This is a genomic window from Porphyromonas sp. C0026D3, from assembly GCF_056590775.1.
This window is the reverse complement of the sequence record NZ_JBWPWU010000006.1, coordinates 17718-32265: the sequence shown is the minus strand read 5'-3', so window position 1 is coordinate 32265 and position 14548 is coordinate 17718. Positions and strand designations below refer to the sequence as shown.

Here is a 14548-nt window from a genome sequence, read left to right as displayed (position 1 = left end):
AGGTGCTAATGAGACAAGGACTATGAAGCAAAGTGATAAATGATGAAGTAAAGATAAGGATCGCCGTGGCGAGCTCACGAAGGGATACCAACTGGCACAATACCTCCGTAAGCTGGAAGGAGCTGAAGGAGAGATGCGTGCCACAGCGTACTCGAGAGACACTCGAGCAGTACACGCAGATGACCAAAGAGATGCGGGGAGAGATCAAGGACGTGGGCGGATTCGTCGGCGGGACACTCAAGGAGGATGGCAACCGACGCAATGACAACCTCCTCAACCGTACCCTCCTCACCCTCGATGTGGACAATGCCACCACACCGCCCGAGAAGCCCAACCCACACTATGCGATGATCGTCCACTCGACACACTCGCACACCGTGGACAAGCCCCGCTACCGTGTGATAGTGCCCCTCTCAAGAGCCTGTACACCTCAGGAGTACTCTGCACTGGCGCACCGTATGGCAGGGGGGCTGGGAGTGGAGCAGGTGGACATGACCTCGTGCGAGCCGGTGCGCCTGATGTACTGGGCATCCGCCCCTAGCGACGCTCCGACGATCTACCACGCTCAGGATGGGCACCCTCTCGATGTGGATGCCATACTGGCAACCTACAAGGACTGGACCAACACCGACGAGTGGCCCACTCGGGACAAGCCCGGTGTGACCGCTGTGAGTGGTGCAAGGCAGCGAAAAGTGGCGAGTGGTGCCAGACAGGAGTGCCCTAGGGAGAAGAAGAATATTATCGGCTCCTGGTGTCGCACCTTTGATGTCTACCACGTGCTGAATGAGGTACTGTCGGGGCTCTATGTCCCTGCGGGGCTGAATCGGTTTACCTACGCCGGTGGCTCTTCGTTTGGCGGCGTGGCGGTCTATGACGGTGGCGACTTCTTTTACTCCTACCATGCCACTGACCCGCTCGCCGGTCAGCTCCTCAACTCATGGGACTTGACCCGGTTGGCTCTTTTTGGGCACCTGGATAAGGAGGTGGCACCGACGACACGGATCGACCGCAGGCCGTCGTACCAGGCGATGCAGAAGTATGCCCTCGGTATCCCTGAGGTGCGCCAGGATTACCTCAAGTATCAGCTGGCAGAAGCCCAAAAGGGGGAGCCGCTGGAGCCCGTCTACAATGAGGCGGAGGAAGCCCAAGAGGGGGAGCCGCCGGAGTCCGTCTCGGATGAGGCGGAGGAAGCCGTTGATGACAGCTGGCTGGAGGAGCTGGAGGTGACAGAGAAGGGGGCAACGGTGCAGAGTCTCCACAACTTCTATACTATCCTCAAGAATGACCCAAAACTGATCAAGGGGCGGGTCGTTTACGATGAGTTTAAGCGAGACAAGGTGATCGTGCGACCACCAGAGTGGGAGCGTGAGGAGGGCGACCTCTGGACGGATGCCGATACGGCTCAGGTGGCTCTCTATATAGAGAAGATGTACAAAATTAAAAACAAAAATGATTTACAGATGATGTTAGATGCAGTAGTTAGGGAGGATGTTTTCAGAGAGAATGGTGTACGCAAGTTTATCCTCCGTGAGAAGTGGGACGGTGTGCCCCGTGTGGATACTCTCTTTATGAAATATCTCGGGGTGGCAGACACTCCGCTCAATCGTAAGATATCACGCCGCTCGCTGGTGGCGTGTGTGGCCCGTGCGTTTGACCCGGGGGTAAAGTTTGACCAGATTATCGTCATCGTTGGCGACCAGGGGATTGGCAAAAGCTCTATCCTCCGAAGGTTGGCAGGGGGCGGTAAGTACTTCATGGACTCCTTCACGCTGGACACGAAGTCGAATAAGATGCAGGAGGCGGTCGTGGGGTCTTGGATTGTGGAGATACCTGAGCTGGAGGGCTTCTATAAGGCGGATATGAATACGATCAAGAGCTTCGTCTCCAAGCAGAGTGATGAGTTTCGCCCCGCCTATGCCCGTGAGAAGGTAGCGGTGAAGCGGACGTGCGTCTTTTTTGCTACGACGAACGACGATGAATTCCTTCGCGACAGCTCGGGCAACCGACGCTTTTGGATCCTGAAGTGTGGTACGCCCGAGAGGAGTGTCTTTGACCTCACGGACCACGATGTCGCACAGATATGGGCAGAGGCGTATCGTCTATACAGGGAGGGGAAGACCCCGCTTTATCTCGACCGCAAGGAGGCTCGGGAGCTCACGAAGCTGCAGAAGGAGTTTGACTCTGATAATGACCAAATCGGCGCCCTGGAGGCGTTTCTCGATCTGCTGCTGCCTATCGACTGGCACACCTTTGGGATGGAGGAGCGACGAGCCTACTTTGCAGCGACTAAGAGCGGTCGCCCCTACTACCGTGACCCCGCCCTCGGGATAGCCAGTATTGGCACCAAGAAGCGTGACGAGATCTCGGCGGTGGAGGTGGTCAATGAGTTCTTTATGATGGACAACGGCAAGGGCAACCGCCAGAGCCGCATCGCCAACGACCTGCTCAAGAAGCTGGACGGCTGGGAGATGGCGGGAGATAGAAAAAGTCTCACAGGTGGGTATGGAAGACAAAAGGTATTCAAAAGATTGTAAAAAAGAGGTGGATCAGACTCCGATTTCTCTGGTCCACTCTGATCCACTTTGCAACTTCTCTGATCCACTTGGAGGATCAAAAGTGGATCAGATGGATCAGAATGGCTCAGAGAATTTCCTGTCTAATCCACCCCTACTACCCCTTATATAACTACTAACTACACTATAATGGCTCAGATGGATCAGAAAATAGTAGAAAAACATAAAATAGGTGTTTTACATAGTAAGTGGTAGTAAGTGGGTATGTAGAATAGGGGCTTTGTAGGAGTTGGCAATTCTCTGAGCCATCCAAGCCACCCTAAAAAAACAAACCGTCGAGTACAGAACGAAAAAGACATTTTTTACAAACCAACAAATGGATATGATAAACGAAAAGTATCTGGAAAAGAAACTAACAGACGGGCTCCACGCCCTCGGTGTGTGGTGCGAGAAGTACACCAACCCATTCAAGGTCGGCTACCCGGACCGGCTCTGTCTCACTCCGGATGGGCGCACTTTCTGGGTCGAGGTGAAGTCTCCGGGCGAGAAGCTCCGCAAGCTCCAAGAGGTACGCCGTGCAGAGCTGGAGGCTATCGGCTCCCCCGTCTTTGTGGTGGACAGTGAAGAGAGCCTGGAGGAAGTGCTGGCCTACGCCAAGCAGCCCCGCAAACAGCCCCGCAAACAGCTCAAAATATACCTCTCCGCACCGATCAGCGGTCGGGGCTACCTAGAGGTTGCTTTGGACTTTAAGGTCGCAGAAAAGCAAATTAGAGCCATTTCCGACTTCCTCCCCGTTTCGCCGCTTGACAACGGCCTGCCCATCAACACACCTTGGGAAGCTCACATGCTCCGCGACCTCGAGGTACTCAGCACCTGCGACGCCGTGCTAATGCTCCCGGGGTGGAGGTGCTCCGCAGGGTGCCGGATAGAAAAGATTTTCGCAGAGCGAATAGGTCTCCGCATACTCATGGGATTTGACGAGCTCCAAGCTCACGCCCATGAGACTAACCGAAAGTAACCTCCACAGCTATCAAAAGAAAGCAGTGCAGCATATCCTCAGCACCCCCCGTTGTGGCGTGTTTCTCGAGATGGGATTGGGCAAAACCGCCAGTGCGCTCACGGCGATCAGGCGGCTCATGGACTCAGAGCAGGTAAAAAAGACGCTCATCGTCGCCCCCAAGCGGGTAGCCCTCCACACCTGGGACAGCGAGGCAGAGAAGTGGGACCACCTCCGCACCCTCCGCTTCAGCAAGGTACTGGGGAGCAAAAAGCAGCGCGAGGCAGCCCTCCGCGCCCCGGCCGACCTCTACGTCATCAATATCGACAACCTCGTGTGGCTCCTTGACCTTTGTGCAGAAGGGCAGTGTCCCTTCGACATGATCGTCATCGACGAGTACTCTGCCTTCAAGAGCTCCGGCACGAAGCGGTTCAAGGCGATGAAGTTTTTCCTAAAGAAACACCCACACCTCCGTCTCGTGGGGCTCACCGGCACCCCTGCGCCCAACTCCCTCGAGGACCTCTGGAGCCAGGTCTACCTGCTCGACGGTGGGGGACGACTCGGGCAGTACATCACGCACTTCAGGCAGCAGTACTTCTACCCCCTCTGGGGCAACGGGCACATCGTCTACAAGTGGGGGCTCCGTCCAGGGGCAGAGCAAGCCATCTACACCGCCATCGGCGACCTCTGCATCAGCATGAAGAGCGAGGACTACCTCACCCTCCCACCCGTGCGGTACGTCAGCATCCCGGTAAGTCTCGACGGCGGCGAGATGGGAGAGTACCGCAGCTTCAAGCGCGAGCAGGTACTGGAGCTGGCGATGGACAATGGCACGGAGCTCATCACCGCCGCCAATGCCGCAGTCCTCTCCGGCAAGCTCCGTCAGTGGACCGGTGGTGCCCTCTACACCGATGACGGCACCGCCTACAGGCTGACCAACACCGCCAAGCTTGAGCGGCTGCGCGAGATGATGGAGGAGATCCACACCCCCGTCATCATCGTCTACGAGTTTCGCCACGAGCTAGAGCGACTGCGCAAGACCTTTCCCAAGGCCCGCACCATCGACGAGCCGGGTGTCTTCGACGCATGGAGCCGTGGCGAAGTGCCCATCCTCCTCGGCCACCCCCAGAGCATGGGTCACGGGCTCAACCTCCAGAGCGGCGGGCATACCATCATCTGGTACACCCTCACCTGGAGCCTGGAGTACTACCAGCAGATGAACGCCCGCCTCGCCCGCCAGGGGCAGCGGGAGCGGGTGACCATCTACCACCTCGTCTGCTCCGATACCCTAGACGAGCAAGTGGTGGGTGCCCTCCAGAGCAAGGAGAGGACACAAAACGCCCTGATGGACGCCATCAAGGCAGAAGTGACTGCCGAAATGAGACTGTCGCCACTGGTAGGATGATGAGCCTGACCGAGTACAGAGAACTAAAGCGACGGAACGAAGAGAGCCGCCACGCACTCGAGACACTATCCTCACCGCTCCTGACAGACCCGACCCTGATCCCGTCCATCTGCCGGATCATCCGCCTCGATGGACTTGCGGGGGAGCATGACTACCGAGATGTAGCGGTGTGCGTCGTGCTCCGCCTCTACTCCCCACTGAGCCTTTTCTCGGATCGTCGGGTCGTCAGCGGCGTGAGTCGTCGGCTCTCGATGGCCCTACGCACCCGACTCACCTATATCAGCAAGCTGACGGGCGATGTACGGGTGAGGTACCAGGTGCTCCCCGACTTCAGGGCGTTTGTGGACCGGGTGAGTGCCCGTGTACTGGAGCAAGTAACCACTGAGCAGAGCACAAGATGAGCCGCAGACAGACGAAAAAGACAGCCCACACCTGTGGAGCGTGCGCCCGGGCATTCGACCACTGCTCCCCGAGCCTCGACGGCAAGAAGCTCCTGATGTGCAAGTGTCCTCATGCCAAAGGAGGCAAGCACTACATCCTCACCTCCCGCCCCGCCTGCCCGATGTTTCGAAAGAAGTAACTTGCAAAATACCCAAATAATGAGTACTTTTGTAGTGAAAATACAAATCACTGTCACACCGTAATGAAAGTATTCTTTGAGGAAGAAGAGCTAGAGCAGTATGTCGCCACAGGTAAGTCCAAGAAGTACAGAAAGTACGCCCAAGACAAGCGATTTACACAAGCCTTGCAAAGAGCCATCGGAGTCTTTCAGGCTGTTGCAGGGACTTCCGAGTTGGTGGAGTATAGCTTTTTGCACTATGAGAAGCTCAAGCACTACGATCTCAGCTCTATACGTATCCTCCCACGGCGGGTGGAGAGGTTGTTGTTTAGAGAGATGGAGGGCGGAGTGGAGGTCGTGATAATTGAATTAGATGACACACACTATGGCAACAAGAAATGAATTTGTCTCCTTTCACCCGGTACATCCGGGAGAAATCCTAAAAGAGGAGCTACAGGAACGCGGGATCACAAGCAAGGAGCTTGCAGGTCGGGTAGGCATTTCACCACAAAACATGTCCGACTACATCACAGGTAGGAGGAGCTTCACGGTGGACTTTAGCTGTAGGCTGGAGGAAGCCCTGGGGATCAAGGCAAGAATGTGGATGGACTTGCAGGCGAATTATGAGATTACCAAGCGGCGGGTCGAGGGACTGAGTGAAGAGTGCCAAAAAGCATTGCAGGACGGAGTGGCACCACAGCGCATCTCGGCACGGGTGGAGTGGACGGCGGCAGACAAGTACGTAGCCCGCACCCACTACTGCGAAAAAGAGCTGATCGCCGAGGGAGCCACTCCGGATGATGCCAAGAAAGCTTTGGAGGCAAAGCTGGGATCAATCGACAGGACAGAGGAGCGACCCTACTTCATAGAGTGGTCTCTATCCACCTCTGCACTTCTACGGGAGCTCCCCGTATCTCTCAAGGCACTGGCAAGTGCCAGCGGCCTCAATCCACGCCAGCTCTCCGCCTACAAAAACGGCACAAAAGCCCCCGACCGAATGGCGAAAGAAAAGATCCTCCAAGGACTTAGGAGTATAGGGAACTCCCTTAGCAGAGTAACGCTCTGGTAGCCTCTCCAAGCACCAAACCATCGCCCCGGTTCCATCACAGTGGAGTCGGGGCTTTTTTTTGTGCCTGAAAAAAGTAGCCTATATTTCATTTGTAAAATATCCGATACTTTCGAGATGAAATATCCGATACTTTTTGGATAAAGTATCGGATACTTTTTTTTGCGTCACTCCGTCTGCTTTTCGGCTCGTGCCGGCTCCGTTGCTTCGATCACTCGGACCACCTTCCGCAGCTCCTCCAGCGTCGTGGCTCTGTAGTGCGCTCCCTTGTGGTAGATGAGTGCCGTCATCTCCTCGCCCAGCACCTCATCGCGCGAGGCGAATAGCTCCCACTCATTTACATTAACTGCCTTGGCGATCCTCTCAACTGTGTTTGTTGTGATAGATGGAGAATTAAGCATATTCTTAATGGCCTGCTCAGTTACGTCCATCTCATCAGCCAGCATCTTGTAGGTAAAACCCTTTTCCTTGAGTACTTCTTTTATCCTCATAGCTCCTTATTGTCTGTGTTTACTGCAAAAGTACCACACACACATAAAGGTACAAAATATTGAGTACTTAAACTAAGTTAAAGTATGTATCGAGTGTACTTTTTATTGCATGGGTACATTATTATGTGTACCTTTGTCATATAAAGATAAGACAATAACACTACAGAGATGAGCCAACTCTTAAACACGAGCAACAAACGAGATGAAGCAGACAGCAAGCAGCGAAGGGTACAAAGTAGGTGACTACCTATACAGTACATGGGGCTATGAGCAGACAAACGTAGACTTTTATAAAGTCGTAGGGGTTACAGCTAAGACCCTCAAGATAGTGCCTGTAAAGAGCAAGACAGATGTAGTAGACTCAAGCCTGAGCAGATATGTAGTACCTACAGATGAGATAGATGAGTATTGCGTATTCGATAAGAATGGCGATATCGAGAAGAAGGGCTACATGACTAAGAGAATAAACAAATATGGCTACATATCTATTTCTGATTACGCAAAAGCCCGCAAGTGGGACGGCAGGTCAGTTTTAGAAACTAGTTGGTATTAATAGATAACACGGGGCGGTAGATGATACCGCCCCACTAATCAAACAAATGGGATATGAAACGCACTACATTACGAGAGATTATGAAGAAGGCGTGGTACCTTTTCAGGACCTATGGCACCACTTTCAGCGACGCACTAAAGAGGGCGTGGGCGTGGTTCAAGCTACGCAAAGAAATGCAGCAGGGCGTGGTAGAGTTTTGGTTCACAAAGTCCGACGGTACCCTGAGGCAGGCCTTTGGCACCCTGAGAAGTGACCTGATCGGCGAGGTGAAGGGTGGCGACCGCAAGCCCTACGAGCACCTACAGACCTACTGGGACACAGAGAGACAGGGGTACAGGTCTTTCAAGCTGATCAACCTAGCAGTCACCTCTGACTCAATATAATTTGTACATTTAGTTCGTTATTTGGAAACTTCGCACCTGAGTTTCCATATATGCAGATCAATTTACCGCCCCGCCCGCAGGTGTTGTGTTACATTTGTGACACGAGAGCGGGGTGGAGCAGGGGTAGCTTGCCACTTTGACTTGGTGGAGATCGCCGGTTCGAGTCCGGCCCCCGCAACTAATAAACAAAAAAGAGTATGAAAGTACTAACACTCAACCTCAAGCAAAAGTATTTCGACGAGATCGTGGCAGGTACCAAGACGCACGAGTACCGCGAGATCCATCCGAAAAGCGCACAGCGGTACATCACCTACGAGGGTGATGACGGCAAGACCTATGCAGGCAATAAGTACTCAGAGATACCGGACGACGTCCTATGCGACGTGGTGCCCATCAAGTACGATGCCATCAAGTTTCTCACAGGTGCCTACTCAGGCAAACGCCCCTACATCATCGTGGAGGTCAGGGACGCAGAGGTCGTGTACATCGTGGATGAGAATGGTGATGAGGTCACCTATGACTACGAAGGCGAAACGTTCGTACAAGCCGAAATAGACTACACGCTGGGCAAGATTATCGAGCGAAGCAACTACTAGTATTTTTTTATAACCCCCCTTTGAAGAATTACGACGAGTCGGACAGAAAAGAACAAGAACAAGAAGTAGAAGTACCACCAACAGCACATCGGGTTACCGAGGTGGCAGACGGGCTGCATCACTGAGCAGCGGTGGCAAGCTAGGGCATAGTGGCAGGTTCATCACCCGAGACCAGAGGTATCGTGACCTCAGAGTGTCCTTTGGGCTGAGCGCAGGCTAAGCCATGGGAAAGATAGCCCAAGCCAATAGGAGCATCGACCTCATCTGTGCAAAAACAGATGAGGTGATGCTCTTTAATAGCATGGGCAAGGATAGCCTCGTGCTGCTCGACCTCATCTACCCAAAGTTTAAGCGTATCGTCTGCGTCTTCATGTACTTTGTAGAGGGGCTGGACCACATCGAGAGGTACATCAAGTGGTGCCGAGCGAGATACCCACGCATAGAGATGGTGCAGGTGCCACACTGGAACCTCACCTACATACTCCGCTCGGGGACCTACTGCGTTCCCAACCCCAAGGTGAAGCTCCTGAAGCTCCGTGACGTGGTAGAGGCGATGCAGGTACGCACGGGGCTACACTACGCATTCATAGGCATGAAGAAGGCTGACGGCATGAACCGTTGCCTCATGCTCAACGGCTATCAATCCAACGGCTACGAAAATCAAGGGCTGGTCTACCCGCTGGCCGACTGGACACAGCGGGATATACTCGCCTACATGAGACAAAAGAAGCTCCCTCAGCCCGTACGCTACTCACACAACGCAAGCGGTGGCGTGGGGTTCAATCTCGAGTGCTTCCTCTGGATGCGTGACAACGCACCCCAGGACCTCCAAAAGGTCCTACAAGCATTCCCGATGAGTGAGCGGATCCTATTTGAATACGACCATGAGCGACAAGAATAAGTACTTCACCGGTAGCTCCGTAGAGATACAGCGGTCACAAATCAAGCCGGCAACCTACAACCCCCGCACCATCACAACGGAGGGGAGGAAAGCCCTCAAGAAGTCCATCCGCCTCTACGGCGTGGTCGGAGGTATCGTCGTGAACAAGCGGACAGGCTACACCATCGTGGGCGGACACCAAAAGGTATCCGTCCTCGATGAGCTCCAGAAGTACAACCCCGAGACGCACGAAAACGACTACTCCCTCCGAGTGGAGCTCATCGACGTAGACGAGAAGAAAGAAAAGGAGCTCAACATCACCCTCAACAACCCCAACGTCGGTGGTGACTGGGACTACGACGCCCTCCGAGAGCTCATTCCGAGTATCGACTACCGTGACGTCGGCTTCTCCGAGATAGACCTCAACCTCATCGGGTGCGACTACCTCCTACAGACCGAGACAGAGGCCGCCACCGCCGACGCACTCTCCGACATGATCGCTCCCGTGCAAGAGGTGCGAGCAGAGGATCGGAAAAGCGAAGCCGAGCGAGTAGCCCACATGAAAGCAGTCAAGCAGCAAGTGAGGGCAGAGGCAGAGGAGAAAGCCAAGGACATGAACGCCTACGTCATGCTCTCCTTTGACACCTTCCAAGCCAAGAGTGCCTTCTGTCACCGATTTGGTTACGACCCCTACCTCAACATCATCAAGGGCGAAGTCTTCAGCGACCAAGTTGAGCGAGTAGATTAAAGCCAGTAGATTAAAGCCAGTAGAGCCGTGCAAGAGGAGAGGAGAGCCACCATAAAGCCGGAGGTGCTAGAGAGGATATCCGAGGAGAGCAAGCAAAAGGGACGCCACTCACGGGGGCGTATCATACCCCCTACCCTAGAGGATTTCGAGCTGGCAGCACGCATCACATCAGGGCGCATCAGCAAGATAGCCGAAGTATTCGACGTCTCTCCAGACACCGTCTACAAGTGGCGCGACGAGGAGAAAGGGTTCCGCGAAGCCCTCAACGCACCCCGCGAAATCGTGATGGACAAGCTAGAGGCTACCGCAGAGCTCCTCGCCCTAGGTATCCCCGACGTCGACCCCAAGACCAAGCAGATTCGAGGGTGGATAGAGCGACCCAGCGAAGCCGTCCTCCTCCGCCTAATGAAAATATACGGCATGCACCGAGGGTTCGGCGACAACCCCCAGGAGGTCAATATCAACCTCAAGGAGGGCAGCATCCCTATCCAAAAGTGGCTATCCCTCAATACCGAGGCACCACAGCAAACGGGAGATGAAGGCGATACCGACGCCTAGCCACCCTTCCACTCCATGTCCACACCCATCCACAGCGTATACAAGCCCCTTTACCTCAACGACGACAAGTTCATCGTCCTCATCACGGGCGGCCGTGGCAGCGGCAAGAGCTACGAAGTCTCCCGCTACATCGAGCGGCTCACCTTTGAGCAAGGGCAGAAGATCCTCTTCAGTCGCTACACCATGACCAGTGCCGACAAGTCCATCATCCCAGAGGTACTAGAGAAGATCCAAGGCGACGGCACCGCCGAGTACTTCAATATCAAGCAGGACCGCATCCAGAACCTCCGCACCCGGTCCGAGATCATCTTCATGGGGATCAAAGCCTCCAGCGGCAACCAGACCGCCAAGCTCAAGAGTATCCAAGGGCTCTCCACCTTTGTGGTCGATGAGGCAGAGGAGTGGGTCAGCCCCGACGAGTACGAGAAGCTCGTCCTCTCCCTCCGCCAAAAAGGGGTGAAAAACACCGTCATCATCGTGATGAACCCCTCCGACACCTCCCACTTCGTCTACCAAAAGTACCTCAAAGACACCCACCGCATCGTCGACTACCTAGGCGTACCCGTGCAGATCAGCACCCACCCGCAGGTACTGCACATACACACCACCTACCGAGACAACATCCGCAACCTCGCCCCCGAGTTCGTCACCACCGTCGAAGAGCTCCGCGAGAGCAACCCCGAGAAGTACGCACACATCGTGGCAGGGCAGTGGAGCAACCAAAAGCGAGGGCTCATCTTCCCCAGCTATGAAGTCATCGACGAGTTGCCCCACTTCCTCCGCCAGAGAGCCATCGGGTTGGACTTCGGGTACACCAACGACCCCTCCGCAGCCGTCCTCTGCGGTGTCCACGGCGACGACCTCTACCTCCACGAGCTATTCTACAAGCGAGCCATGGGGTACCAAGACCTCATTGACGCACTGCAGCGGGCCACCGAGCACGACGACCTCTCCGTCTTTGCCGACAGTGCAGAGCCCCGAGAGATCGCCGAGATCTACAAGGGGAGCCGGGCAGAGGGCAAGGGCATCAACATCTTCCCCGTCAAGAAAGGGGCAGGCAGCATCCTCGCAGGGCTGCAAAAGATGCAAGACCTCCACATCAAGGTAACCCGATCCAGTAAGAACCTCCGCTACGAGCTGGAGAAATACAGCTGGGAGCTAGACCCCTTCGGCGAGCCCACCAATAAGCCCATCGACCGAGACAACCACGCCATCGACGCCACCCGCTACTACGTCTGGGGGCAACTCTTCGGCCAGAGGAAAGAGGAGCGACAGTGCTGGACCGGCATATAATCACATAAAAATAGAGACCAATGGACATCAAAAAAGCATACAGCAGCTATGACTCAAAGCGATACGACGACTACCGCCGTCAGTGGGAGTGGCAGAAGCACGACATCTTTGACGAGAGCATCCGCCCACGTGACAAGGTGATGGTACGAGACGAGCACTGGGAGGATGGCAAGCTCATCCCCGCCGTACTCAAGGACATGGAGGTCAACCGTATCGCCTACCCCATGGAGCAGGACATCGTACAAAAGCACACCACCTTCACCGTCGGACGTGAGCCACTCCTCGACTGCACACCCGCCACACCCGCCGAAAGCCGGATGCTACAGCTCCTCACCGAGGTAGGTCATGACACCAAGCTCAAGTACCACAACCGCCGAGCGGTCACCTCCTGGTTCGCCGAGTGCATGGTCGCCGAGTACTGGTGGGTCGACCCCGCCACCAAGGAGCTGAGAGTAGAGCTCTGGAGTCCCTTCCGAGGCGACAAGCTCATCCCCGAGAAAGACTCCACCGGCAAGCTCATCGGCTTCTACCGCTTCTACACCACCCGCGACCCTCAGGGTAGAGAAGTCGAGTGGGCGAGCTACATCACCCCCACCGACGTGCAGGGCTTCCGCCTGGATCGAGGCGAGTGGGTCCCCGTGGCGGACAAGAGCTTCGCACACGGCTTCCAAAAGCTCCCCCTCATCTACATGGATCGCCCCGAGCCACTCTGCCACAAGATCAGCACCATACGCGACCGCATCGAGAAAGTGTGGAGCAACTCCGCCGACTGCAACGACTACCACTACGCCCCCAAGCAGATCATCTCAGGAGACATAGAGGTCGTCAACACCAACCCCACCGGACGCCACAAGACCATCAAGCTACAGAACGGAGGCGACATCAAGATGCTCACCTGGAACCAAAGTCCCCAGATGGTCACCACCGAGGTAGAGAAGCTCGAGGAGACCGCCTACCAGATCATGAACACCCCCCGCCTCTCCCCCAAGGAGATCTCCGGCACCGGTGCCACCAGTGGCGAAGCCTTCAAGTACGTCTTCTCCGGCATACGCCTCGCCGTAGAGAGCCACGAGGAGGTGGTCGGCGAGTACCTGCAGCGACGGCTCAACTTCCTCCTCCACGCCCTCGGCACCCTCCACCCCGACCTCAAGGCCGCCGAGCACATGCGCATCGCACCCCGCCTCGTCCCCTACACCATCGAGTAGGGGCGGACCCACGTGTCTACCCGAACCCCGAACCCCTGTCGACAGCGCGTCGGCAGGGGTTTTTCATTTGCCCCGGGAAGGACGGATTTGGAAACTTCGCACCCGAGTTTCCATCACAGCAGGGCACGAGTACTCCGTTTTTCCCCCTCCCCTCCTATCTTTGTGGCAGTAGTATCACAACTAGTTGCATCATTTTTGAAAATGAAAGAAAAAATCAAATCAGCCCTAAAACAGAAGTACTCCAATACTGGGTTAGGCGATGACGTAATGGACGGGGTGGCAGAGATTCTCTCACACAACGTCAAAGAGGAGTCACAGATTGATACAGCGGTGGCAGAATGCGAAGGTCTGCTCAAAGGTGTGCAAGGGTCGCTCGATCGTGAGCGAAACGCACGCTCCGAGGCAGAGAAGCGACTAAAGGCACTGACGGAGCAAGTAGAAGCAGAGCAGAGACAAAAGCAGCCCGAGGCAGAGCTAACGACCCCGAATGGTGACATAGACAAAAAAACAAAGGAGCCAACCGGGGAGATGCAGGAGCTGCGAGCACTCCTTGCGAACCTAGCTAAGCAGGTGACCGAGATGACGCAAGCCAATACGCAGAAATCCAAGCTGGAGCAATTAACAGCGACCCTAAAAGAGCAGAAGGTGCCGGAAGCCTACTACACTCCTATTATCAGCGGACGCACATTCGGGGAGGACTTTGACGTGGATACCTACGCTGCCAAAGTCCACAACGGCTGGCAGGCAGTGGAAAAGGAGCTAGCGGGGAAGCGGTTTGATGGAGTAACCCCTCCAGATAAAGGTGACCCGGCTGGCGACAATGTCTCCGACCCACTCGCCAAACTGATACAGCAAGGTACCGATGCTCTCTCGAGTAAATAATCATAACCAGAACTTATGAAAGGACTAAAAGTATGAAAATATCGTACAACAAAGACGCCGTGCAAGGTGTCAAGGAACTATGGAGAGAGGACACCGTCCGCGTAGATAGCGGAGGTTACAACCTCGACACTACTGGTCTCACAGAGGGAAGCACCGTAGATAAGGGCACCCCACTAGTGGTAGACTTTGAGAAACGCACCGCCAAGGTAGCTAAGGGAGCAGACGAAGCAAAGACCAACCGACTACTTTACACAGGCGTGAAGGTAGAGAGTGGAGCCACCATTACAGCGGTGAACGCAGCCGACGAAGTTCGGGCAGAGCTTATTCCACTCAGTGACGCAGTCGTAAAGGCATTGCAAGCAAATGGAAGGTTCCTTTTCTTAAAGAACACAGCCACAGTTTAACAACAAATTAGCGTA

Annotated in this window: 18 protein-coding genes and 1 tRNA gene; 18 read left to right on the top strand and 1 reads right to left on the bottom strand. The window is 55.0% G+C overall.

Annotated features, from left to right (window positions below; all coding sequences use genetic code 11):
* The first annotated feature begins 32 nt into the window (after positions 1-32).
* From AC1EK1_RS05935 to AC1EK1_RS05905, 7 genes are all read left to right on the top strand, one after another.
* Positions 33-2534, top strand: coding sequence for a virulence-associated E family protein (locus AC1EK1_RS05935; protein ID WP_480306232.1), 2502 nt, complete (start codon positions 33-35; stop codon positions 2532-2534).
* Between the two features lie 355 nt (positions 2535-2889).
* Positions 2890-3531, top strand: a complete 642-nt coding sequence (locus AC1EK1_RS05930) for a DUF4406 domain-containing protein (protein ID WP_480309162.1) — start codon at positions 2890-2892, stop codon at positions 3529-3531.
* Entirely contained in the window at positions 3512-4915 is a 1404-nt protein-coding gene (locus AC1EK1_RS05925) for an SNF2-related protein (protein WP_480306234.1), read from the top strand. The genes AC1EK1_RS05930 and AC1EK1_RS05925 overlap by 20 nt, the downstream gene beginning before the upstream one ends.
* Entirely contained in the window at positions 4912-5316 is a 405-nt protein-coding gene (locus AC1EK1_RS05920; RefSeq protein WP_480306235.1) for a hypothetical protein, read from the top strand. Before AC1EK1_RS05925 ends, AC1EK1_RS05920 begins: the two co-directional genes overlap by 4 nt.
* Entirely contained in the window at positions 5313-5495 is a 183-nt protein-coding gene (locus tag AC1EK1_RS05915; RefSeq protein WP_480306237.1) for a hypothetical protein, read from the top strand. Before AC1EK1_RS05920 ends, AC1EK1_RS05915 begins: the two co-directional genes overlap by 4 nt.
* A 63-nt stretch (positions 5496-5558) precedes the next feature.
* Positions 5559-5876, top strand: a complete 318-nt coding sequence (locus AC1EK1_RS05910) for a hypothetical protein (protein ID WP_480306238.1) — start codon at positions 5559-5561, stop codon at positions 5874-5876.
* On the top strand, positions 5860-6543 hold the full coding sequence (locus AC1EK1_RS05905) for a HigA family addiction module antitoxin (protein WP_480306240.1): 684 nt from the start codon (positions 5860-5862) through the stop codon (positions 6541-6543). The genes AC1EK1_RS05910 and AC1EK1_RS05905 overlap by 17 nt, the downstream gene beginning before the upstream one ends.
* Before the next feature lie 164 nt (positions 6544-6707).
* Here AC1EK1_RS05905 and AC1EK1_RS05900 read toward each other — a convergent pair whose 3' ends face one another.
* Complete coding sequence (locus AC1EK1_RS05900) at positions 6708-7031, bottom strand: helix-turn-helix domain-containing protein (protein ID WP_480306242.1); 324 nt, start codon at positions 7029-7031, stop codon at positions 6708-6710.
* 202 nt (positions 7032-7233) lie between these two features.
* Between AC1EK1_RS05900 and AC1EK1_RS05895 the strand changes: the two genes are divergently transcribed.
* The 11 genes from AC1EK1_RS05895 to AC1EK1_RS05845 all read left to right on the top strand — a co-directional run bounded on the left by AC1EK1_RS05895 (position 7234) and on the right by AC1EK1_RS05845 (position 14533).
* Entirely contained in the window at positions 7234-7584 is a 351-nt protein-coding gene (locus tag AC1EK1_RS05895; protein WP_480306243.1) for a hypothetical protein, read from the top strand.
* A gap of 53 nt (positions 7585-7637) precedes the next feature.
* A complete protein-coding gene (locus AC1EK1_RS05890; protein ID WP_480306244.1) occupies positions 7638-7967 on the top strand; it encodes an SH3 beta-barrel fold-containing protein in 330 nt (109 codons plus the stop codon).
* A 106-nt stretch (positions 7968-8073) separates the two neighbouring features.
* Positions 8074-8145: transfer RNA gene (locus tag AC1EK1_RS05885), tRNA-Val, on the top strand.
* Positions 8146-8164: 19 nt separating this feature from the next.
* Positions 8165-8563 carry an ASCH domain-containing protein gene (locus AC1EK1_RS05880; protein ID WP_480306245.1) on the top strand — a complete coding sequence of 133 codons (399 nt, stop codon included), beginning with the start codon at positions 8165-8167 and terminating at the stop codon, positions 8561-8563.
* Positions 8564-8786: 223 nt separating this feature from the next.
* Entirely contained in the window at positions 8787-9464 is a 678-nt protein-coding gene (locus AC1EK1_RS05875) for a phosphoadenosine phosphosulfate reductase domain-containing protein (protein ID WP_480306247.1), read from the top strand.
* Positions 9448-10191, top strand: a complete 744-nt coding sequence (locus tag AC1EK1_RS05870; protein ID WP_480306249.1) for a ParB N-terminal domain-containing protein — start codon at positions 9448-9450, stop codon at positions 10189-10191. The genes AC1EK1_RS05875 and AC1EK1_RS05870 overlap by 17 nt, the downstream gene beginning before the upstream one ends.
* Before the next feature lie 27 nt (positions 10192-10218).
* Positions 10219-10749 carry a hypothetical protein gene (locus AC1EK1_RS05865; RefSeq protein ID WP_480306250.1) on the top strand — a complete coding sequence of 177 codons (531 nt, stop codon included), beginning with the start codon at positions 10219-10221 and terminating at the stop codon, positions 10747-10749.
* Between the two features lie 15 nt (positions 10750-10764).
* Positions 10765-12042: a PBSX family phage terminase large subunit gene (locus AC1EK1_RS05860; RefSeq protein WP_480306252.1), complete on the top strand. Its 1278-nt coding sequence runs from the start codon at positions 10765-10767 to the stop codon at positions 12040-12042.
* Positions 12043-12062: 20 nt separating this feature from the next.
* Entirely contained in the window at positions 12063-13247 is a 1185-nt protein-coding gene (locus AC1EK1_RS05855) for a phage portal protein (RefSeq protein ID WP_480306253.1), read from the top strand.
* A 201-nt stretch (positions 13248-13448) separates the two neighbouring features.
* The gene (locus AC1EK1_RS05850) at positions 13449-14129 is read left to right on the top strand and encodes a hypothetical protein (protein ID WP_480306255.1); all 681 of its coding nucleotides are present in this window, start codon (positions 13449-13451) and stop codon (positions 14127-14129) included.
* 32 nt (positions 14130-14161) lie between these two features.
* Positions 14162-14533: a hypothetical protein gene (locus AC1EK1_RS05845; RefSeq protein WP_480306256.1), complete on the top strand. Its 372-nt coding sequence runs from the start codon at positions 14162-14164 to the stop codon at positions 14531-14533.
* Positions 14534-14548 lie beyond the last annotated feature (15 nt).

What these genes read in the sequence shown, in the direction of transcription:
- AC1EK1_RS05930 (WP_480309162.1), top strand. Translation starts at nt 2,890, where the DNA reads ATGGATATGATAAACGAAAAGTATCTGGAAAAGAAACTAACAGACGGG.
- AC1EK1_RS05925 (WP_480306234.1), top strand. Translation starts at nt 3,512, where the DNA reads ATGAGACTAACCGAAAGTAACCTCCACAGCTATCAAAAGAAAGCAGTG.
- AC1EK1_RS05920 (WP_480306235.1), top strand. Translation starts at nt 4,912, where the DNA reads ATGATGAGCCTGACCGAGTACAGAGAACTAAAGCGACGGAACGAAGAG.
- AC1EK1_RS05915 (WP_480306237.1), top strand. Translation starts at nt 5,313, where the DNA reads ATGAGCCGCAGACAGACGAAAAAGACAGCCCACACCTGTGGAGCGTGC.
- AC1EK1_RS05910 (WP_480306238.1), top strand. Translation starts at nt 5,559, where the DNA reads ATGAAAGTATTCTTTGAGGAAGAAGAGCTAGAGCAGTATGTCGCCACA.
- AC1EK1_RS05905 (WP_480306240.1), top strand. Translation starts at nt 5,860, where the DNA reads ATGGCAACAAGAAATGAATTTGTCTCCTTTCACCCGGTACATCCGGGA.
- AC1EK1_RS05900 (WP_480306242.1), bottom strand. Translation starts at nt 7,031, where the DNA reads ATGAGGATAAAAGAAGTACTCAAGGAAAAGGGTTTTACCTACAAGATG.
- AC1EK1_RS05895 (WP_480306243.1), top strand. Translation starts at nt 7,234, where the DNA reads ATGAAGCAGACAGCAAGCAGCGAAGGGTACAAAGTAGGTGACTACCTA.
- AC1EK1_RS05890 (WP_480306244.1), top strand. Translation starts at nt 7,638, where the DNA reads ATGAAACGCACTACATTACGAGAGATTATGAAGAAGGCGTGGTACCTT.
- AC1EK1_RS05880 (WP_480306245.1), top strand. Translation starts at nt 8,165, where the DNA reads ATGAAAGTACTAACACTCAACCTCAAGCAAAAGTATTTCGACGAGATC.
- AC1EK1_RS05875 (WP_480306247.1), top strand. Translation starts at nt 8,787, where the DNA reads ATGGGAAAGATAGCCCAAGCCAATAGGAGCATCGACCTCATCTGTGCA.
- AC1EK1_RS05870 (WP_480306249.1), top strand. Translation starts at nt 9,448, where the DNA reads ATGAGCGACAAGAATAAGTACTTCACCGGTAGCTCCGTAGAGATACAG.
- AC1EK1_RS05860 (WP_480306252.1), top strand. Translation starts at nt 10,765, where the DNA reads ATGTCCACACCCATCCACAGCGTATACAAGCCCCTTTACCTCAACGAC.
- AC1EK1_RS05855 (WP_480306253.1), top strand. Translation starts at nt 12,063, where the DNA reads ATGGACATCAAAAAAGCATACAGCAGCTATGACTCAAAGCGATACGAC.
- AC1EK1_RS05850 (WP_480306255.1), top strand. Translation starts at nt 13,449, where the DNA reads ATGAAAGAAAAAATCAAATCAGCCCTAAAACAGAAGTACTCCAATACT.
- AC1EK1_RS05845 (WP_480306256.1), top strand. Translation starts at nt 14,162, where the DNA reads ATGAAAATATCGTACAACAAAGACGCCGTGCAAGGTGTCAAGGAACTA.